Genomic DNA, 20,366 nt, shown 5'->3' with positions numbered 1-20,366 from the left:
TTTCCGCTGGCTGTATGACCCAAAAAAGGGCGTCCGTTGCGGGACGCCCTTTTTCGTGGTGGTCATGCCAGGCTAATAAGGTTTGGCGTCGTGCGCCATCTCCTCGGCTTGGCGCACGGCTTGGGCGTCCTTGCCGTTGGAATTGCGCGCGCGGCCGCCCATGTAGCGGCTACTGGCCGCGCTGGGGTTCTTGGCCACGTTTTCGAGGCTTTCGCGCAAGCGGCGGCCGTACTCGGCGTCGCACCGCGTGAACAGCTCCACCATGCGGTTTTGCACTTCCGGAATCGCAGCGCTCAGCGCGTCGGTCAGGTTGTTGATGAGGTCTTCCTTTTCCCACTCTTCGTGCAGGTTCCAGCGCTCGCCGGCTTGTTTGAAGTCGACGTCGCCGTGGCGGTCCACTTTCTGACGCACGAGGCGGGCCTGGTACATCGGCTCGTGTTCGGCCCCGGCACGGGGGCTTTCGGTGAGGCCGTTGAGCGAGCTGGGCTCGTAGTTCACGTGGGGGTTCTGGTTGGGGGCGGCGTCCACGTGGTAGGTCATCTGGCCGTCGCGCTGGTTGGTGGCCACGTGCTTTTTGGGCGCGTTAATGGGCAGCTGTAAGTAGTTGGTGCCCACCCGGTAGCGCTGCGTATCGGAGTACGAGAACGTGCGGCCTTGCAGCATCTTATCGTCGGAGAAGTCGAGGCCGTCCACCAGCACACCCGTGCCGAAAGCCACCTGCTCTACCTCGGCGAAGTAGTTTTCGGGGTTGCGGTTCAGGGTCATCTTGCCCACGGGCAGCTGCGGGAATTGGTCATCGGGCCAAAGCTTGGTGTCGTCGAGCGGGTCGAAGTCCAACTCGGGGTGCTCGCCGTCTTCCATTATCTGCACGCGCAACTCCCACTGGGGGAAGTTGCCGGCCTCAATGGCTTCGAACAGGTCCTCGGTGGCGTGGTTGAAGTTCTTGGCCTGAATGGCTTCGGCTTCGGGCTGAGTCAGGTTTTTGATGCCCTGCAAGGGCTCCCAGTGGTATTTCACCAGCACGCCCACGCCTTCTTTGTTCACCCATTTGTAAGTGTTCACGCCGGAGCCCTGCATCTGGCGGTAGTTGGCCGGAATGCCCCAGGGCGAAAACAGGAACGTGAGCATGTGCACCGACTCCGGCGTGTTGCTCATGAAGTCAAAGATGCGGCCGCCGTCCTGGCGGTTGGTCACCGGGTCGGGCTTCAGCGAGTGCACCATGTCCGGAAACTTGAGGGCGTCGCGGATGAAGAACACCTTCAAGTTATTGCCCACCAGGTCCCAGTTGCCATCCTCGGTGTAGAACTTTACCGCGAAGCCCCGCGGGTCGCGCAGCGTTTCGGGCGAGTGGCCCCCGTGAATCACGCTCGAAAAGCGCACAAATACCGGCGTCTGCTTGCCCGGCGTGTTAAACAGCTTGGCGCGGGTGTACTTCTCAATGGGCTCATCGCCCACTTTGCCGTAGGCTTCGAACACCCCGTGGGCGCCAGCGCCGCGCGCGTGCACCACGCGCTCGGGAATCCGCTCGCGGTCGAAGTGGCTGATTTTTTCGAGCAGCTGGTAGTTTTCCAGCGTGACAGGACCGCGGTTGCCCACGGTGCGCGAGTTCTGATTGTCGTAGACGGGGTGGCCCTGGCGGGTGGTCAGGGTCTGGGCGTTCTCGTCGGCGGCCAGGCGGCCGTCGTGCGAACTACCGGTTCCGTTCACCGCAGTGCCGGTGCCATCGGCGGGCGTGTGGCTGCCCGTTGGCTCTTGCTCTTGGCTCATGTGAAAATGATTGAAAGAGTGGAAAGAATAATTGCGTTTGCTGCGCAATTAACGGCAAAACCAAAGGGCGTGTTCATTGATTTTGGTTATACAGGCATCAAGAAAGGCGTTTAGCTCGGCCGCTAATGGCCTTTCATTACCACAGCCGTGCACTGCCTAAATCCCATGCAAATAGGGCGTAACCAGGAGCCGTCGCGCTCGTCCGGCACGCCGTTTTGGGAAGCCGCTTGCCGGCTTATATCCGTGACTTATGCGCGGGTGCCGCGCACCATGCGGGCCTTGCCAAACATGTCGGGCAGGACTTGCACGTTGTCAAAGCCGTGGCTTTTGAGTAGCTCCGCGGTTTCCGGCCCCAGGGCTTCGTTAATTTCCAGGTAAAGGCCGCCGCCCGGTGCCAGCAGCTCGGCGCCCAGCGCGCACAGGCGCCGGTAGAAAACCAGCGGGTCTTCGTCGGGCACAAACAGGGCCGTGGCCGGCTCCCAGGCCAGCACGTTGTCGCGCATCAGGGGCCGTTCGCTTTCGCGCACGTAGGGCGGGTTGCTCACCAGCACGTCCAGGCTGCCGGGTTCGAGGCCCGCGGGCGTGTCCTGTAAAATGTCGACTTGCTGAAACTCCACCGCGGGCGCGTGGCGCCGGGCGTTGCGGCGGGCCACCGCCAGCGCTTCGGCGGAAATGTCCACGGCCAGCACGCGGGCGTTAGGCAGAGCCCGGGCCAGCGCCAGGGCCAGGCAGCCGGTACCGGTGCCCACGTCCAGCACGCGCCGGCCTGGAGTCATTCCCTGTTCGTTGGTGATGACGCGGACCAACTCCTCCGTCTCCGGGCGGGGAATGAGGGTGGCTGGCGTCACTTCCAGGTCCATGCTGTCGAAGTAGGCCGTGCCCAGTACGTACTGCACCGGCTCGTGAGCCAGCAGACGCTCGCGGAGCGGCACCAGCGCGGCCTGGGCTTCGTCGGGCACCAGCTCCTGGGCGTCCATCATGCGTTGCAGGGCGTCCATGTCCAGCAAGTGCTCTACAACCAGGGTGGCAATGGCTTCGGCTTCGCGCTCGGGGTAGGTGGGATGCAGGGCCGAAGCCAGGGTAGCAGTAAATTCACGGACGGTCATTGCGACAAAGGTAGTTGGCCGGCGCAGCTACGGTCTGCCCCCTACCTTCGCGTCCATGAAAATCGATGACGCCACTTTCATGCGCCGCGCCCTGGATTTGGCGCACCAAGGCACCGGCTACGCGCGGCCCAACCCCCTGGTTGGCTGCGTGGTAACGCACCAGGGCCGCATCATTGGCGAGGGCTGGCACCGGCACTACGGCGGCCCCCACGCCGAAGTAAACGCGCTGGCAGCCGTGGCCGACCAGGACCTGCTCCGCCAGAGCCGCGTGTACGTGACGCTGGAACCCTGCGCTCACCACGGCAAAACCCCGCCCTGTGCCGACTTGCTCATCGAAAAAGGCGTGCCCGAAGTCGTCATCTGCAACGACGACTCCTTTCCGCTGGTAGCGGGCCGCGGCCTGGAAAAGCTGCGCGCAGCCGGCGTGCACGTCGAAACCGGCCTACTGGCCCCCGAGGGGCGTTGGCTGAACCGCCGGTTTTTCACGTTTCACGAAAAGAAGCGGCCTTACCTGGTGCTCAAGTGGGCCGAGACGGCGGATGGCTTCCTGGCCGGGCGCTACTTTCAATCGGTGCAAATCAGCTCGCCCCAGGCGGGCTTGCTCACCCACCAGTGGCGGGCCGAGGAACAGGCCATTTTGGTGGGCACGCGCACCGCCCTGCACGACAACCCCCGCCTGAACGTGCGCGACTGGCCCGGCCCGCAGCCCACCCGCTTGGTCATCGACAAGAACCTGTGTTTGCCGCCCACCCACCACCTGCTCGACGGCTCGCAGCCCACCCTGCTCTACACCTACCGGCAGCCTTGCCACGTGACCAATCTTGACCACGTGATGCTATCGGAAGCCGACGACCTCATCCCGCAAGTCCTTGCCGACCTCTACCAACGCCAGATTCAATCCGTGTTCGTGGAGGGCGGCCCCACGGTGCTCAATGCGTTGCTGCACGCCGGGCTGTGGGACGAAATCCGGGTGTTTCGCTCGCCCATGCGGCTGGGCCAGGGCATTGCGGCCCCGCGCCTGGGTCACTCGGGCTTGCGCACCCGCACAAACGTGGGGCCCGACGAGTTGTTCTGGTACGTGAACGACAAGTAGCGCGGACTTTTAGTCCGCGGAGGCACTGCCTTTTCAAAATTTTTGTTTAACTCTACTCGCGGACTAAAAGGCCGCGCTACCCCATGGCCGAAACCCTTGCCCTCGACACCACGCTCACCAAAGCCGAACAATACGAGCAGCTGCTGCCCCAAATCGAAGCCCTCACCACCGGCGAACCCGACCTCACCGCCAACCTGGCCAACACGGCCGCGGCCCTGCGCCAGGCGTTCGGGTTTTTCTGGGTTGGCTTTTACCTAGTGAAAGGCGATGAGCTGGTGCTGGGGCCTTTCCAGGGGCCCATCGCCTGCACGCGCATTCGGCACGGCAAGGGCGTGTGCGGCGCCAGTTGGGCGCAGGCCACCACCCTGCTGGTGCCCGATGTGGAAGCGTTTCCGGGCCACATTGCCTGCAGCTCAGAGTCAAAATCGGAGATTGTAGTGCCCATTATGAAAGATGGTCAAGTGCTGGCGGTGCTCGACGTCGACAGCGACCAGCTCAACGACTTCGACCACGACGACCAAGCCGCGCTTGAACAGCTGATGCAGCTGGCGGCGCGCTGGTTTTAGCGCAGCGGCCTGTACCTTAAAAAAAGCAACTTCCCACCCCGTCCCTCCCATGAAAAAGCATTTTCACCTCCTTGGCGACTGGCGCCGCAACGTGCTGCTGATGGCTGCGGCCAGCAGCCTGGGCCTGGCCATGCCGGCTTGCTCTTCCAACGACACCGCCGAAAACCGCACCCAGGAAAGCGGCGCCGAAGGCGGCTGGGGCGGCGAAACCTACAGCCAGGGCGTCATCACGGAAATGACCGAGGTGAAGCCCAACGAGTGGAAAATCACGGCCGAGCGCCCCGCCGGCAAAGAGGAGGTAGCCGCCGTACTGCACCATTTTGATGGGAAAGTCGACACCCTGCAAGGCCAGGCGCTGCAACGCCAGATGCAGGAATACAGCCGCCAAAACCCCGAAAACCACGCCCAGAGCAGCACCCTGATGAACGTGCTGATGTGGAGCAGCATCGGCTACATGGCGGGCCGTTTCCTCACGCCCAACCCCGGCTTCTATTCCAACCCCGGCGTCCTGCAGCGCAACCAGGGCTGGCGGTCCAACGTGGCCAACGAGCGCCAGCAGGGCCGTGGCTTTTTCGGACGGGGCTTCAGCGGCAGCGGTGCCTCGGCTAACGCAGGCATTCAGGAAAGTCGCTCGACGGCCCGCACCGCGCCGCGGCCCAGTGTCCGCAGCAGCGCCCCGGCGGGCCGTAGCAGCGGCTTTGGCAACCGCGGCGGCTTCCGGGGAGGCGGCTTTGGGGGCTAGGTATTCAGTTAACATTCATCGATTAACATTTAACAGTTGCTTCACTCCGTCTACCACGGCTTGAAGCTGCTTAAATGTTCAAAGGTGCCCTTTTGAGCGCAGCGAAGAGCCTTCTAGCCGATGTGCCGTTCGCCGCAGGTCAAATTATGCGGCCGTTAGCAAGGCCTTTACAAGCTCCGAATAGTATGGCTCCTAAGTTGGATAATGACTTGAGTATCGAGAAATTGTTAAATGATGAATGTTACTTGTTAAATGACTATTTCCTTGCTTCCCCTGCCCGGTGACGTGTCGCCGGCGGTACAGGCTCTGGGCTGGGACTGGGCCATTGAAGACGCTTGCCAGAACTACGTGGCCCGCGAAGCCGTCCAGCTGACCGAGGCCGAGGCCGAGGCGCTGCTCCAGGCCGCCGACACGCTCTACGACATGCTGGTCCAAGCCATTCCGGACCCCATTCCGGACGAGTTTTTGCAGCGGCTGGCCATCCCGACCAACCTGTGGGAAGCCGTGCGCCACTCCTGGAATGATGAGCGCCACTGGCACCTCTACGGCCGCTTCGACCTGGCGCTGACGCCAGATGGCGCCAAGCTGTTGGAATTCAATGCCGACACCGCCACCAGCTTGCCCGAAACCGCCGTGGTACAATGGGCCAGCCTGGTAGCCGCCGGCCAGGCCGATGACGACCGACAGGCCAATGGCCTGTTTGAATGCCTGGAAGACCAATTCCGGCACTGGCGCGGGCTTAACCAAGACCGGCAGGCCACGCTGCTGCTGGTGTATTTGCCCGCCAGCGCCGAGGACGAGGCCAACTGCGCCGTACTGGCCGAAGCCGCCGGTGCCGCCGGCTTCGCCGACATCTACACGTGTCCCGTCGACGACATGAAAGTATCGCTCGATGGCGCCGACCGGGGCGTGTGGGCCGAAACCGTGCCCGGCCAGTGGCAGAAGTTTGACTTCCTCTTCAAGCTGGTACCCTGGGAAATTCTGGCCGAAGAAGAACCCGAGCTCACCGCCGACTTCACCCAGCTGCTGCGCACCCGCGACGTGGTGATTGCCAACCCGGCCTACGCGCTGCTGTTCCAAAGCAAGGCGCTGCTGCCGGTACTGTGGGAAGCCTTTCCGCACCATCCGCTGCTGCTCGAGAGCAGCTTTCAACCCCTGACGGGCCACCACGTGCGCAAGCCCTTGTTTGGCCGCGAAGGCCAGAACGTGGCCGAAATCGAGCCCAACGGCCACACCGCGACCGAAGTCCCCGGCGAGTTCGGACAGCAGCCCCAGGTGTACCAGCGCTGGGCCGAACTACCGACCGATGCGCAGGGCCGCCGCTATCAGGCCGGCGTGTTCTGGGCTGGCGAGGCTTGCGCCATCGGCTTCCGGCGCGAGGCTGGGCTTATTACCAATTTATCGGAATTCGTGCCGCATGTATTGGTCTGAACCGCAGATTTTCGCCGATTTAACGGATAAGAACGGATTCTAATGGGTCTGTTCTTTTTTGTGTTTGTGGGCCTAATAAATTGGGCGCGTTTTAACGAAGCGCTTGAACTCTAGCGACGAAGCGCCAAAATTGATGAGCAAGCCAATGGGTAGGCGGTATGCCTCCAGATAATTGATGATTTGGGCGTGGTGTGCTTCATTTAGAGCACTCAGTGCCTTTAATTCTACCAAGACCGTTTCTTCAACCAGGAAATCAACGCGGCGGGAGCCTATTTCCTTTTGCCGATAATAAATAGGCATTTCAAGTTCCCGCTGAGCCACTACGCCGCATTGCTCCAATTCAATAGCTAGCGCACGCTGGTAAATAACTTCCTGAAAACCTGTACCAAGCACCCGATGCACTTGCATTGCGCACCCAATAACTTTACCAGTTAGCTCACGGTACGCATCAAGATTTACAGGTGTTTTCTCCATACTCAATGAACCGACGCAGCAACTGTGAAGTAAGCAGTTGTTCGAAGTAGGCGCTTACCGCTTTGAAGCTAACGCATTCCACGAACCGGACACGCAAATCTGGCAACGAATCCATCCTTATCCGTTAAATCGGCGAAAATCTGCGGTTCAGACCTTCAACTGGCAAATAACGGTTTCGCCCCCTTTTACTTTCTGGCCCAATTCCACTTTTACCTCTGTGTCGATGGGCACGAAAACGTCCACGCGCGAACCGAATTTGATGAAGCCGAACTCTTCGCCCTGGCTCACTTCGTCGCCTTCGTTCACGTACCACACAATGCGGCGGGCCATGGCGCCGGCAATCTGCCGGAAGAGCACCAAGGGGCCCGCGTCGCTTTCCACCACCACGGTGGTGCGCTCGTTTTGAGTGCTGCTTTTGGGGTGCCAGGCCACCAGGTAGTTGCCGGGATGGTACTTAAAGTATTTCACGAGGCCCGAAATGGGGTTGCGCGTCACGTGCACGTTGATGGGCGACATGAAAATGCTGATTTGCTTGCGCTCGTCGTCGAAATACTCGGGCTCGTGCACGTTTTCAATCACCACCACCTTGCCGTCGGCGGGCGCCAGCAGCAAGTCTTCGTGGGTGAAAAGGTGGCGGAATGGGCTCCGGAAGAACTGCAGAATTAACAGAAAGATGATGACCGTAGCCCCAGCAAACAGCCGGTTAACCAAGTCATTGCCCTTGTTAAAATTAAATACCAGCAAGTTGAGCGCTAGCAACACTAGCAGCGTAACGAACAGGATTCGTCTTCCTTCTTTATGAATCTTCATCTGAATGTGCGAAACAGGCCGCCAAGGGCGCAAGTTAAAGCCCTTTTTTAAACAACGGCCCACTTTACCGCAACGGGCAAAGTGGGCCGGATGTTCTCCCGGAGCCCGAAACTTTGGCTTGGGGCTGCCGTCAATTTCATTAACGCACCATAAGGCGCTAGTGGATTGCGTGGTTGAGCTTAGAAACCGCCGCGGAACTTGTAGGTCTGCGCGACTTTGTCGATGGCCACGACGTAGGCCGCGATGCGCATCGGAATCTTGTATTTCTGGCTGGTTTGGTACACTTTCTCAAACGCGTCGGACATGATGCGGTCGGCGCGCTCGGTCACCATATCCAAGCTCCACTTGAAGCCCTGCTTGTTCTGCACCCACTCGAAATAGGAAACCGTCACGCCGCCCGAGTTGGCCAGGATGTCCGGCACCACCATGATGCCCTTCTCGTTGATAATCGGGTCGGCCGAGGCCGACGTGGGGCCGTTGGCGCCTTCCACAATCAACTTGGCTTTGATGTCGTGGGCGTTGTGTTCGGTGATGACGTCCTCCACGGCGGCGGGCACGATGACGTCGACGTTGGACGTCAGCAGCTCGTTGGGGTCCATGGGCGTGGCGCCGGTAAAGCCTTCCAGGCGGCCGTTGTGGGCGTTTTTATAGGCAATGGCGTCGTCGATGTTGATGCCGTTGTCGTTCCAGTAAGCGCCCGAGATGTCGGAAACGCCTTTGATTTTTACGCCCTGGGCGTGCAGCAGAATCGCGGCCCAGGAGCCCACGTTGCCAAAGCCCTGCACCGCCGCCGACACCTCGTTGGGGTCCAGGCCCAGCTTCTTCAGCGCGGCCAGGGTCGAGACCATCACGCCGCGGCCGGTGGCCTCGGTGCGGCCCAGCGAGCCGCCCATTACCAGGGGCTTGCCCGTCACGACAGCGGGCGAAGTCATGCCGTTGGTTTTGGAGAATTCGTCCATCAGCCACGCCATTTCGCGGGGGCCCGTGCCCATGTCGGGGGCCGGAATGTCGCGGTCGGGGCCGAACACGTCTTTCAGGGCCAGCGTGTAGCCGCGGGTCATGCGCTCAATTTCGCCGGCGCTCATGGTGGTGGGGTCGCAGATGATGCCGCCTTTGGCACCTCCGTAGGGGATGTCGACCACGGCGCACTTCCAGGTCATCCAGGCCGCCAAGGCCTTCACCTCGTCGAGGTGTACGTTTTTGTCGTAGCGAATGCCGCCTTTGCTGGGGCCCAGGATGGTGTTGTGAATCACGCGGTACCCTTCGAAGACGTGGATTTTGCCGTCGTCCATCGTCACGGGGATGTTGACGATAACCTGCTTGTCGGGGGCTTTCAGAACGTCGTAGGTCGCGTCGTCAAGGCCAAGGATTTCGGCCGCGATGTTGAAACGCGACATCATGGATTCGAGCGGGTTTTCGCGGTCTAATAAGGGCGCGGGCTCTTTATACACGGTTTGGGCTGCCATTCGGGATGGGGGTTGGTTAAAGAAAGGGTTGGGTGGGAGTGTGGGTACGGTTGAGGGCCGCAAAGGTATTGCTTTTGCCAAGATGACGCGCCTCTTTTCCACAAACGTTTGCGACCCAACCTGTGCCGCCGCTCCTGCTCCTACCCTGCCAGCAATTGCAGCAGCGCCAGCACCGGCAGCACCAACAGAAACGCGTCGAACCGGTCCAGCAACCCGCCGTGGCCGGGCATCATAGTGCCCGAATCCTTCACGCCCACGCTGCGCTTGAGCATGGACTCGGCCAGGTCGCCGATGGGGCCGAAGATGGCCACTACGCCGGCCGCTATCAGGCGGTGCGTCAGGGGCACATCTGGCATCATCAAGCTCAGGCCCCAGCCCATGGCAAGCGTCAACAAAAAGCCACCGGCCCAGCCTTCCCAGGTTTTGCCGGGCGAAATGCTAGGGGCCAGCTTGTGCTTGCCGAAGGTTTTGCCAGCGGCGTACGCGCCGATGTCAGACGCCCAAACGAGGAAGAGGAGGCCGAAAATGCGGCGGTAATCGTAACCAGTAGGGCCGAGGGCTACCGTGTTGAAAAAGCTAATAGGCATGCTCACGTAGAACAGTCCTGCGAGCGTCGCACCGATATTAGCGAATGGACGGCCGTTGTTCGGCCATCCAACGATTTCCTTTAGCACCAACACTACGAAGAGCATGGCCCCAAATACCAGCCAGCCATAGGCAGCCCCGCCTGCACTCACGAGCCAAAGTGACATCGGCGTTTCTTCCGACACGCCCGTTAAAGCAGGATACACTGTCGCCCCTTGGCGATAGCCGAATAGGTCGGGGGATTGCTGGAAGCCATGCGTGATGGAATATACCAATCCAAAAACTATCACTCCTGCCGCTACCCCAATCCACTTCGCCGGCTTTGTCCCGTCTGCCCGCATCATGCGGTAGAATTCCAGCAGCATTTTCACTTGCACTGCTGCAAAGAATAGCCCGAATGTCCACGAGCTATACCACACGCTGCCCAGCAGCATGGCCGCCCCGATGGAGGCGTAAATAACCCGTTGCTGCAGGTTGCTCGGGCCTGGTTTGGCCTCGGGCTGCTCGGTTAGAACGGGAGTGTTCGGAGGCGTAGAATTGGACAAGTTGGGGGAATTATGAAGAGGCAACCTTGTGGCTCACTGTTGGCTTCGCTGACCTTTGGTTGCTGAGGTTGTTGGAATTGCGCAGAGACAGAACGGTTACGGCCGGGCAACGTTGCGGTTCAACGCAAAGAGGCAATTATGCTTCTCGGCTGCGCGTGGCCACGCCGTCGCTGCTCAGGGTAAGCATTTGGGTGGGTGTGGGCGAGGCGGTCATCTGGCGGTACAGAAAGTAGAGCAGGCCGGCCGACAGCAGGGCCGAGGGCAACGCCAGCCACCACGGCATGGCGTCGTTAGAGTCGGGGTCGAAGCCCCAGCCGAACTGGCCGCGCTGCGTGAGGTAGAGTATGAGCAGCTGAAAGGCGTTTTGCACAAAGTGCGCGGCCATCGACACCAGGATATTGCCGCTCCAGAGGTACAAATACCCCAGCACCAGGCCCAGCACAAAGCGCGGCACAAAGCCAAAGAACTGAAAGTGAATGGCCGAAAAAATGGCCGCGCCCAGCCACACGCCCACGTGCGGCGAAAACCAGCGCACCAGGTTTTTCTGAATCACGCCGCGAAACACCAACTCCTCGCCCACGGCGGGCACCACGGCAATGACCAGCACGGCCACGAGAAAACGGCCCACCGACCCGAACTTGGTGAGGAACTTGGTCAGGCCCTGCGCCCGGTCTTCGCTGCTGCGGGCCCATACCTCAAAGTCGTGCAGAAAGCTGGGGAAATGGGCCTCCGCGTTCCAAGCAATGAGGGTGGACATGAACGGCAAAATGACGATGATAAGCGCCCCGACCGCCAGCAGCCACCAGCCCGCCCCCAGCCGCCGCGGGTTGAAGTACTCGGCCCAGCCATAGCCCAGCGCCGAGGCCAGCGCCAGCGCCCCGCCCGCGCAAGCTGAAAACAGCAGCACGCCCTGGGCCATCATCAGCAGGCCCCAGCCTTGGGGGTGAGTAGCCGGGTAGGTCATGGCCTGTTGCATTCCCGGCACCGAGAGCCCGAACCCCAACTGAGCCCAGGCAAATATGATGGCGTAGCCCACGCAGGCTCCCGCTACCATGAAGGCCAACAGCAGCAAAACTTGAAGCCCCGGGTGGAGGGTGCGGGGCAGGAAACCTTTCATAGCGGGAAGCAAGTTGCGGAAGGGCGTAAATTTGACCACAGATTGAACGGATTTTAACGGATTGAAACGGATTATTGGTGGTTCCGCTTCGTTTCCGCACACTTCCCTCATTCGGTTTTGGTTCTGCAAATGACGTTAAATCCTTAGGAATCCGCACCTATTCTTAATTATTACCCCAGGCTGTGCGCTGGGGCAAAACCACCAATAATCCGTTTTAATCCGCTAAAATCCGTTCAATCTGTGGTCAACATCGGTCCCAACATCACCCTTCCCGACTTCCCGCTCCTGCTTGCTCCTATGGAGGACGTGAGCGACCCGCCCTTCCGCGCCGTGTGCAAGGCCAACGGGGCCGACTTGATGTACACCGAATTTATTTCCTCGGAAGGGCTGATTCGGGCGGCGGCCAAGAGCCGCAAGAAGCTGGACGTGTTCGACTACGAGCGGCCCATTGGCATTCAGCTGTTTGGGTCCGACGTGGAAACCATGGGCGAGTGCGCGGCCATCAGCACCGAGGCCGGGCCCGACCTGATTGACATCAACTACGGCTGCCCGGTGAAGCAGGTGGCCTGCCGCGGCGCCGGCGCGGCCCTGCTGCGCGACATTCCGAAAATGGTGGCCATGACGGCCGCCGTCATCAAAAACACCCACCTGCCCGTGACGGTGAAAACCCGCCTGGGCTGGGACGACGGCACCAAAAACGTGGAGGAAGTAGCCGAGCGCCTGCAGGACATCGGCATTGCCGCCCTCACGGTGCACGGCCGCACCCGCGTGCAGCTCTACAAAGGCGAAGCCGACTGGCGCCTCATCGCCAAAATCAAGGACAACCCGCGCATCAAGATTCCCATCTTCGGCAACGGCGACATTACCTCGCCCGAGAAGGCGCTGGAGTACAAGAACCGCTACGGCGTGGACGGCGTGATGGTGGGCCGGGCCAGCATCGGCTACCCGTGGGTTTTCCGCGAAATCAAGCACTACGTGGCCAACGGCGAGCTCCTGGCCCCGCCCACGCTGGAAGAGCGCGTGGCCATGTGCCAGATGCACTTCGACAAAAGCATTGAGTGGAAAGGCCCCAAAGTGGGCATCTTCGAAATGCGCCGCCACTACGCGCACTACTTCCGCGGACTGGAAGGCGCTAAAGCCTGGCGCACCCGCCTGGTGGACGCCGAAACGCCGGAAGTGGTGCTGGAAATCCTGGCCGAAATTGCCGCCAGCGACGCCGTGATGGTGGGCTAAGGCTGTATAGCGCGAACTTTGTAGTTCGCGTCCTCAAGCCGTCACAAGCAATTTTAACGTTTGTCGTTCGGATACGCGAACTACAAAGTTCGCGCTACTACATGATTCTTCCGATTTACGACCAGAAATCCCGCCTCAAAATTCTGATTTCGGTGCTGGCGCTGCTCATTGGGGCGGCCACCGTCATCTATACCAACGTGTTGGTGCAGCGGGTGTCGGAGCGGGAGCAGCAGCAGATTCAGCTGTACGCCAAGGCGCAGGAGTTCATCATCAACTCGGAGACGGATTCAAATACGCTCTTCGTTTTCAATGAGATAGTCAGCGCCAACGCCACCATTCCGGTCATCCTCAGCGAAAACGGAACGGACATCACCAGCGCTAAAAACATTAATATGCCGGCCCGCATGTCGCCGGAAGACTCCGTGACGCTGCTCCAAAGCGAACTGCTGCTCATGAAGAAGCAGCACCAGCCCATTGTGGTGAAGTTTGGCGGCGGGCAGGTGAACTATATCTATTACCGCGACTCGCAGCTGCTGCAGCAACTCCGCACCTACCCGCTGGTGCAACTGGTGGTGATTGGCTGCTTGGCCGTGATTGCCTACTTCGCGTTTAGCTCTTCCCGCCGGGCCGAGCAAAACCGCGTGTGGGTGGGCTTGGCCAAGGAAACCGCCCACCAGCTGGGCACGCCGCTGAGCAGCTTGGTGGGCTGGCAAAACTACCTGCGCGACTCCGACCGGTTCAAGGACGAACCCATTGTGGAGGAGCTGGGCAAGGACATTCGGCGGCTGGAAATCATCACCGAGCGATTCAGCAACATCGGGTCGGTGCCGGTGCTGAAGGACGAAAACCTGTACCTGACCACCCGCAACGCCATCGAATACCTCCAGAGCCGGGTGTCAAAAAAGGTGGTGTTCAAGATTGAATCCGACCTGCCGATGGACACGCCCGCCCGCATCAACGTGCCGCTGTTCGACTGGGTCATCGAAAACATCTGCAAAAACGCGGTGGACGCCATGGACGGGCGCGGGTCCATCACGCTGCACCTGCGCCGGGTGCGCACGCGCCGCACGTGGTACGGGCGCGGCGCCCCCGGCCGGCAAGTAGCCGTCGACATCACCGACACGGGCAAGGGCATTCCCAAAAACAAGCTCGAAAGCGTGTTCATGCCCGGCTTCACCACCAAAAAACGCGGCTGGGGCCTGGGCCTGGCCCTCGCCCGCCGCATCATCGAGAACTACCACGAGGGCAAACTCTTCGTGAAGTGGAGCGAGATGGGCCGCGGCACCACGTTCCGGGTAGTGCTGAACCAGTAGGTCTGCCGGGCAAGGGCAGCGTCATTTCAGCTCATTGGGAAGCGGATGCCTTGCGCGCATACGCTTCGGCGTAACGAGCATGGGTGGCAACATGGACCGTGGCGGCGGCGTGACCGGCCGCCCGCGCGGCTGCTACCGCGGCCGGGTCTTGCGCATCGCGGGCGGCGGCGTGGGCCGCAAAAGCAAACTGACGGGCCTCCGACACGGTGAGGTCGTTTTGCGCCCAAGCGCGGGCAGCGGCCACTGCCCGACGCGGACGGTCATCGTGGGGGCAAGCTTGTTCAAAAAGGCCCAAAACCCGTTCCGCACAATCCGCCGCCCACACCGCCAGGCGCTTGTGTTCGCTTGTATTGGCAGCCGACGTCATGGAACAAGACTACCGATTGGTGATTTCCACGTAGGCGTTGCCCGTTACGGGCTTGCCGTTGTGGGTGCCCGTCACGCGGCACATGCCCTCCCAGTAGCTCAACTTCAGCACTTTGAATAGCCGTAAGTTCAATTCCTGATTAGGTACTAGGGGCGTCACGGTCAGGTCGTAGCCTTTGCTGGGCACGGTGAGGTGCCAGGTAGACGGGTACTTCTTTTTGGAGACGGGGCTGGTCCAGTACGTGACGGGCTCTAGCTTGAAATCGGATTCGGCGAGGTGGAGGTTTTCGCCCTGGGCCCCGTAGTGCGAGCCGCCGCCGATGTGCTTGCCGGTTTTGGTGTCGTGCACGGTGTAGAGCATCAGCTCCTCGTTGGGCTCGTTGAGCTGCAGGCTCAGCCAGTCCCAGGCCACGTTGCGCTTGTTCACGCTGCCGCAGTTCCACTGCCGGTCGTACCACAAATCGCCGGTGACCTGGTGCGTTTTGCCACCCACTTCGATGGTGCCCGTAGCCGCCAGGCGCGGGTAGCTGTAGTAGCCGGCCTGCGCCACGTCGCCGTATTTCTCGTAGCCGGTGCCGCCGTGCAGCAGCACGGGCTTGGTGGGCGTGGTGCTGAGCTTGATGGCCTGGCCCGTGTGGGCCGCCATGCGGGCCTGGAGCTGGTAGCGGCCCTCCTGGCCGGTGAGGGTCCAGGTTTGGGGGCCTTTCTGCTCGGTCAGGTTGATGGGCAGGGCCGCGGTGAGCGGCGCGGCCAGCTTGCCCATCTGGTAGTCGTACTTAAAGTCCTGGGTTTGCGGGTCCGTGAGGGCGAAGTTCACCATCTGGTAGTCCTGCTTGCCGTCGGGGCTGAAGTGGAAAAAAACGTACTCCACGCCGAAAGCTTCGCCGGTTGCAACGTCCTTTAAGTGGCCAGTGAAGTACCACCACTCCAGGGAGTTTTTCACGTGCGGCGCTTCCTCCTGCGGCAGCTGGGCCCGGCCGGGAAAAACGTCGTTTTTGGTAGTGGGCTTAAGGATGGAGCAGGCCGAGGCAAGGGCCAGCAGCAGAGTGAAGCGCAAGAATCTCATACGCCCTCACAAGGCTTTTAGGAGGGGAAAGGTTTGAGAAGATGTCTTTATTGAGGCCGCTGTAAAGTCCTTTTATATCTACTTTTTAGTTGCGCTCGTGCTCGCATAACAGCGTCATTTGCTGCATGAGTCCTACCATTCAACGGTGCTACGCTCGTGGCCTAAGACTTGCCGGTTTCATGCTGGCAATGGTTTTGTTACCGAACGTTATGTTGGCACAAACCACCGAGCCCAAGGCGACGTCTCCATCCCACATTTTTTCTTTGTCGCCCGCTGAGCTTTTTTACAAAACGCAGCTTGGGTACGAACGTCGGGCAGGTGCTCGCAACTCGTTTGGAGTGCTGGGAAGCTATTACTACGGAAATGTTGGAGTCAACGAAGGGTGGCAAATCACGGGGTTCTACCGCCGCTTTCTAAGCCAACAATTTCCAACGGGGTTTTATGTTCAGGCGCAGGCAAGCGTACTCAACTGCGTTCAGGAAATTCACCTGGCTGACACAAAAACCCGTCAGCCATACAATTTTGACTATCGGGCGACGAGTGGTGGCGCAGGCTTTGGGTTTGGTTACCGCACGCCGTTGCTTCGTCAACTAGCTCAGGGCCGGCTGTTGGTAAATGCGCTTCTAGGCGTTCGGTTTCAGCACCGCCCCCAGCCTACCTATGATGCAAACATCTATCAACCCCAAACTGGATTTTTGGGCGAAACCGATGAAAACGATTGGTACATGGGCCCCAATCCCAGTTCATTACCCCACGGGCTTCTTTCTTTGGACTACACGTTTTAGCATGGTCGCCCCTCTGCCTCGGTCATGCGCGTAAAGTCCATTACTTCGGTGGCGCAGGGCTGCACAGTGGCGCCCTTGCGCGGTGGGCGTCATCGAGTCCCAAGGCTGGGAACAGGGCCGAGGAATGGAAATGCTGGGTTGGTAAGCTATGCTTCTAAAGTAATGGCGGAAAATTCATGGTGTAAAGCGCAGGCTGCACAACCATTTTACGAAACCGAATATTCAAAAATGGCGGCAGCCTACGCCCGCTGAAACGGCCGCGTGACCCAATACTTGCTCCATTGGTAAAAGGCGCGCGGGTGCCACGGCCACGGGCGCCGCCCACCTACTATGACGACATCGCCTGACAATTCTCCCTTCATGTCGGCCTGCAAGGTTATTTGCAGTGGGCTCAACTTACCACTGCAAGCTACCTGCCGTTCTGCCGTCACGAATCCAACAAAGCTGATTTGCAACACCACGGTACCGGAAGTAGCGTACTCGGCTGGTACTGATAATTCGAAACTTCCGTCGGCCGCAGTCGAGAGGCCAACTCGAGTATTTTTAATGAGCACCGTCGCGCCGGGCAATCCTTCACGAGAAGTCCAATCGAACACTGTCCCGCGAATTATTAGTGGCTGAGCAGTGCCCTCGTAGTCGGGCTTTCGTGAAGCTTGAATGTGTTCGGGTGCGGCTGCTTTGCGCAGTTCATGCATTTCGATTGGCGCTTGGGCTTGGACCGATGCACTGACCCCTTCCCGCACGCCCCACACGGCCACTGCGGCGGCCAGCCAAGCGCGCCAGCTCGCCGTTGGGGCAGCCGGGGCGGCGCGCTGCAACGGCCGCTCCAGCTGTCCCGCCGCGAAACGCCCGCAGGTGCGGGTGCCCGAGGCCCTAGCCAAATAGGCCAGAATTTCGGCGTCAGTCTGGTGAGTGAAATCGACGACTGTCTTGTGGCAGGCGGCGCAATGACGACCGGTAGAAACAGGAGACATGGCATCCCAGCTTTCGTTGCATGGCTGCGGAATTTGGAGAACAGGTGTACGCATGGGACTGGAATGAAGGGCTAATTAGTGGGCGAAGCGGCGGAAAGGTCGGGTAAGCCAGTGGCAGAAGCGGCCAAGGGCACGGGGCGGTTTAGCGGGCACGACGAGTTCCTTGACCTCCATGATGCAAACCGCCCCGCTCGTAATGAAGCGCCGTTCCGTGGCGGGAGCTTGTGCTACAATTTCGGCGCCGCCGGCAGCGCCGTTGGGGTTCAGCGCGACGGTCAGGGCCGTTGCTTTGCCGGCTAGGGCCACGAAAACCGTCTGGGATTGGTAGCCGAAGCGGTGAAGAACAACGGCCTGCCGACCCGGCGAAAGCCTCCCGGCCGCCAGCCGCATGCTGAAGCGCCCGGCCGAATCGGTGGTACTCGTCCGGTTCTGCCCCTTTAAGAACACCGCCACCCCGGCCACCGGCTCCCGGCTTAGCGCGTCGAGCACCACGCCCCGCACGTGCAGCGCGGGCAGAGAAGCGCGCGGTATCGGCCGGCTTGGTTTTTTGCGGGGGTGCGGCGCGTGCAGCCCTGCCGCTGCCTGGCCCAGGGCGGGCGCAGCGGCGGCTTCGCGCAGGGCCCACACCGACGTGACCGCCGCCAGCCAGGTGCGCCAGCGGCCGCTTACGGGCGGCGCCATGGCCGGCCGCAGGGGCCGCCGCAACTGGTCGCTCCAGAGGCGGCCGCACACGCCACCAGCCGCCTGGGTGAGGTGGGCCAAAATTTCGGCGTCGGTTTTAAGGGTGAAGTCGACCACGGTTTTCTGGCAGGCGGCGCAGTGCCGCCCTGTGGCGGTGGGCGTCATGGCGTCCCAGCTTTCGGCGCAGGGCGATGAAATGGCAAGCGAAACCGTGGGGCGCATAAGCGAAGGGCAAGCAAAAGTTCCTGCCTAACCGATGCCCGGGTTGGCCCAATTGCACACGCCCCCGCCATTATGCTTTATCTTTTGCCCTTCAAACCCGCTCCGCCCACCTTTCATGAGTTCCCAAAAGTCCCTTTTCCGCCGCAAGACCATTGCGGCCATCCTTCAAAATCCTCCGGCCGACCATGAAGGCCCCTCCCCCGGCGGCCTGGCCCGCCACCTCACCGTGCGCGACCTTACCGCGCTGGGCATTGCGGCCATCATCGGGGCCGGCATTTTCAGCACCATCGGCAAGGCCAGCCTGGATGGGGGCCCGGCGGTGTCGCTGCTGTTTGTGTTCACGGCCATTGCCTGCGCGTTTTCGGCCTTGTGCTACGCGCAGTTTGCGGCCACCATTCCGGTTAGCGGCTCGGCTTATACTTATGCCTACGCTTCGTTTGGTGAGCTGGCGGCCTGGATTATTGGCTGGGCGCTGATTATGGAATACGCGGTGGGCAACATCGTGGTGGCCATTTCCTGGTCCGACTACTTCACCGGGCTCATGGAGGGCATCGGGCTGCACATTCCGCTGTGGCTGACCATGGGCACCCAAACCGGCCACGCCGGCCATGAAGCCGTAATGGCCCTGATGCAGGCCGGCCGCCCGCTCAGCGAAGCCAGCCCCGCCCAAATAGAAGGCTATACCGCTTGGAACCAGGCACCCGAGCTGTTCGATGGCTTCCGCCTGGTGGTGGACTTGCCGGCCTTCGTCATCACCGTGCTCATCACGGCGCTGGTGTACGTGGGCATCAAAGAGAGCAAAAACGCTTCGAACCTGCTGGTGCTGCTCAAGCTGATTGTGGTGTTCATCGTCATTGCGGTGGGCGCGTTTTACGTGCAGCCAGGCAACTGGACGCCCTTCGCCCCCAACGGCGTAACCGGCGTGCTCAAGGGCGTGTCGGCGGTGTTCTTCGCCTACATCGGCTTCGACGCCATCTCCACGACGGCCGAGGAGTGCAAAAACCCGCAGCGCGACTTGCCCAAGGCCATGATGTATGCTCTCATCATTTGCACGGTGCTCTACGTCATCATCACGCTGGTGCTCACGGGCATGGTGCCGTATACCAAGCTCGGCGTGGGCGACCCGCTCTCGTTTGTGTTTGCTGAAGTGGGTTTGCCGCAGCTTTCGGGCTTGGTGGCCGTGAGCGCCGTGTTTGCCATGGCCTCGGTGCTGCTGGTGTTTCAGCTGGGCCAGCCGCGCATCTGGCTCACCATGAGCCGCGACGGGCTGCTGCCCAAGGTGTTTTCCAAGATTCACCCGCGCTTCCACACGCCGTCGTTTGCCACCATCGTCACGGGCTTTTTTGTGGCGGTGCCGGCGCTTATTCTCAACATGGATTTGGTGGTCGACCTCACCAGCATCGGCACGCTGTTCGCGTTTGCGCTGGTGTGCGGCGGCATCCTCATCATCGACCCCTACGGCAAATCGGAAGCTCGTTTCAAGGTGCCGTACATCAACGGCAAGTGGCTGGTAGGCCTCATTCTGGCTCTCGGCGCCTTCCTGATTGTGCGCTACAACACGGCCAGCAACCAGGAATTTTGGCTCGATGCCAGCGGGCAGCACGGCTGGCTGCAAACCGACGCCCTAACCGGCAAGGTGACGGGCGGCTTCGCCCACCAGATTCCGACGCTGGTGTTTTTCCTGTTCTGCATCGCCTTGACGGTGCTGTCGTTCCGCAAAAACCTGTCGCTGCTGCCCACCCTGGGCCTGCTCATCAACCTGTATTTGATGACTGAGCTGGGCATCAGCAATTGGACGCTGTTCTTCGTGTGGCTGCTCATCGGCCTGGCCGTGTACTTCGGCTACGGCTACCAGAACTCCAAGCTGGGCCAAACGGCGCCGGCCCAGGCCGTGTTGTAGGGAGGCAGCCCTTTGGGGCCAATATGCAACGCGGGCCCCGGACGATGAAACGTCCGGGGCCCGCGTTGTTTTACCTACCATAGCATAGTCGGGAGATACACAGACTAAAGACGAGGGCTGGACG

The 20,366-nt window shown here is 60.8% G+C and carries 19 protein-coding genes; 8 read left to right on the top strand and 11 right to left on the bottom strand.

Going from position 1 to position 20,366, the window contains the following annotated elements; translation table 11 throughout:
* Positions 1-72 precede the first annotated feature (72 nt).
* Both VF629_RS02435 and prmC read right to left on the bottom strand, forming a co-directional pair.
* The gene (locus VF629_RS02435) at positions 73-1,767 is read right to left on the bottom strand and encodes a catalase (protein WP_331056857.1); all 1,695 of its coding nucleotides are present in this window, start codon (positions 1,765-1,767) and stop codon (positions 73-75) included.
* 248 nt (positions 1,768-2,015) lie between these two features.
* The gene (gene prmC, locus VF629_RS02430; protein ID WP_331056856.1) at positions 2,016-2,873 is read right to left on the bottom strand and encodes a peptide chain release factor N(5)-glutamine methyltransferase; all 858 of its coding nucleotides are present in this window, start codon (positions 2,871-2,873) and stop codon (positions 2,016-2,018) included.
* Between the two features lie 55 nt (positions 2,874-2,928).
* Between prmC and ribD the strand changes: the two genes are divergently transcribed.
* The 4 genes from ribD to VF629_RS02410 all read left to right on the top strand — a co-directional run bounded on the left by ribD (position 2,929) and on the right by VF629_RS02410 (position 6,705).
* On the top strand, positions 2,929-3,966 hold the full coding sequence (ribD, locus tag VF629_RS02425) for a bifunctional diaminohydroxyphosphoribosylaminopyrimidine deaminase/5-amino-6-(5-phosphoribosylamino)uracil reductase RibD (RefSeq protein WP_331056855.1): 1,038 nt from the start codon (positions 2,929-2,931) through the stop codon (positions 3,964-3,966).
* Positions 3,967-4,049: 83 nt separating this feature from the next.
* A complete protein-coding gene (locus VF629_RS02420; RefSeq protein WP_331056854.1) occupies positions 4,050-4,532 on the top strand; it encodes a GAF domain-containing protein in 483 nt (160 codons plus the stop codon).
* 49 nt (positions 4,533-4,581) lie between these two features.
* Positions 4,582-5,274, top strand: a complete 693-nt coding sequence (locus VF629_RS02415) for a hypothetical protein (RefSeq protein WP_331056853.1) — start codon at positions 4,582-4,584, stop codon at positions 5,272-5,274.
* A 252-nt stretch (positions 5,275-5,526) separates the two neighbouring features.
* Positions 5,527-6,705: a glutathionylspermidine synthase family protein gene (locus VF629_RS02410; protein ID WP_331056852.1), complete on the top strand. Its 1,179-nt coding sequence runs from the start codon at positions 5,527-5,529 to the stop codon at positions 6,703-6,705.
* A 72-nt stretch (positions 6,706-6,777) separates the two neighbouring features.
* On the opposite strand, the gene VF629_RS02405 is transcribed toward VF629_RS02410, so the two are convergent.
* From VF629_RS02405 to VF629_RS02385, 5 genes are all read right to left on the bottom strand, one after another.
* Positions 6,778-7,179, bottom strand: a complete 402-nt coding sequence (locus VF629_RS02405) for a GxxExxY protein (protein ID WP_331056851.1) — start codon at positions 7,177-7,179, stop codon at positions 6,778-6,780.
* Between the two features lie 147 nt (positions 7,180-7,326).
* Positions 7,327-7,989, bottom strand: a complete 663-nt coding sequence (locus tag VF629_RS02400) for a phosphatidylserine decarboxylase family protein (RefSeq protein ID WP_331056850.1) — start codon at positions 7,987-7,989, stop codon at positions 7,327-7,329.
* A gap of 179 nt (positions 7,990-8,168) precedes the next feature.
* Positions 8,169-9,455: a Glu/Leu/Phe/Val dehydrogenase gene (locus VF629_RS02395; protein WP_331056849.1), complete on the bottom strand. Its 1,287-nt coding sequence runs from the start codon at positions 9,453-9,455 to the stop codon at positions 8,169-8,171.
* Positions 9,456-9,595: 140 nt separating this feature from the next.
* Positions 9,596-10,585: a phosphatidate cytidylyltransferase gene (locus VF629_RS02390; protein WP_331056848.1), complete on the bottom strand. Its 990-nt coding sequence runs from the start codon at positions 10,583-10,585 to the stop codon at positions 9,596-9,598.
* A 136-nt stretch (positions 10,586-10,721) separates the two neighbouring features.
* Entirely contained in the window at positions 10,722-11,702 is a 981-nt protein-coding gene (locus VF629_RS02385) for a CPBP family intramembrane glutamic endopeptidase (RefSeq protein ID WP_331056847.1), read from the bottom strand.
* A gap of 240 nt (positions 11,703-11,942) precedes the next feature.
* Between VF629_RS02385 and dusB the strand changes: the two genes are divergently transcribed.
* Positions 11,943-12,935: a tRNA dihydrouridine synthase DusB gene (gene dusB, locus VF629_RS02380; RefSeq protein WP_331056846.1), complete on the top strand. Its 993-nt coding sequence runs from the start codon at positions 11,943-11,945 to the stop codon at positions 12,933-12,935.
* A gap of 101 nt (positions 12,936-13,036) precedes the next feature.
* Complete coding sequence (locus VF629_RS02375) at positions 13,037-14,248, top strand: HAMP domain-containing sensor histidine kinase (protein ID WP_331056845.1); 1,212 nt, start codon at positions 13,037-13,039, stop codon at positions 14,246-14,248.
* A 31-nt stretch (positions 14,249-14,279) separates the two neighbouring features.
* Here the strand turns inward: VF629_RS02375 and VF629_RS02370 are convergent, their stop codons facing one another.
* Both VF629_RS02370 and VF629_RS02365 read right to left on the bottom strand, forming a co-directional pair.
* Positions 14,280-14,615 carry a putative immunity protein gene (locus tag VF629_RS02370; RefSeq protein ID WP_331056844.1) on the bottom strand — a complete coding sequence of 112 codons (336 nt, stop codon included), beginning with the start codon at positions 14,613-14,615 and terminating at the stop codon, positions 14,280-14,282.
* Positions 14,616-14,624: 9 nt separating this feature from the next.
* Positions 14,625-15,680, bottom strand: a complete 1,056-nt coding sequence (locus VF629_RS02365; RefSeq protein ID WP_331056843.1) for a lipocalin family protein — start codon at positions 15,678-15,680, stop codon at positions 14,625-14,627.
* A 125-nt stretch (positions 15,681-15,805) separates the two neighbouring features.
* Between VF629_RS02365 and VF629_RS02360 the strand changes: the two genes are divergently transcribed.
* The gene (locus tag VF629_RS02360) at positions 15,806-16,465 is read left to right on the top strand and encodes a hypothetical protein (protein WP_331056842.1); all 660 of its coding nucleotides are present in this window, start codon (positions 15,806-15,808) and stop codon (positions 16,463-16,465) included.
* 239 nt (positions 16,466-16,704) lie between these two features.
* On the opposite strand, the gene VF629_RS02355 is transcribed toward VF629_RS02360, so the two are convergent.
* Both VF629_RS02355 and VF629_RS02350 read right to left on the bottom strand, forming a co-directional pair.
* Positions 16,705-17,493 carry a carboxypeptidase-like regulatory domain-containing protein gene (locus VF629_RS02355; protein WP_331056841.1) on the bottom strand — a complete coding sequence of 263 codons (789 nt, stop codon included), beginning with the start codon at positions 17,491-17,493 and terminating at the stop codon, positions 16,705-16,707.
* Between the two features lie 21 nt (positions 17,494-17,514).
* On the bottom strand, positions 17,515-18,342 hold the full coding sequence (locus VF629_RS02350; RefSeq protein ID WP_331056840.1) for a carboxypeptidase-like regulatory domain-containing protein: 828 nt from the start codon (positions 18,340-18,342) through the stop codon (positions 17,515-17,517).
* Between the two features lie 115 nt (positions 18,343-18,457).
* Here VF629_RS02350 and VF629_RS02345 point away from each other — a divergent pair, with 115 nt between their 5' ends.
* Complete coding sequence (locus tag VF629_RS02345) at positions 18,458-20,242, top strand: amino acid permease (RefSeq protein WP_331056839.1); 1,785 nt, start codon at positions 18,458-18,460, stop codon at positions 20,240-20,242.
* The last annotated feature ends 124 nt before the right edge of the window (positions 20,243-20,366 follow it).

The organism is Hymenobacter sp. (genome assembly GCF_036388155.1).
GTDB lineage: Bacteria > Bacteroidota > Bacteroidia > Cytophagales > Hymenobacteraceae > Hymenobacter.
This window is presented reverse-complemented; position numbering and strand designations above follow the sequence as displayed.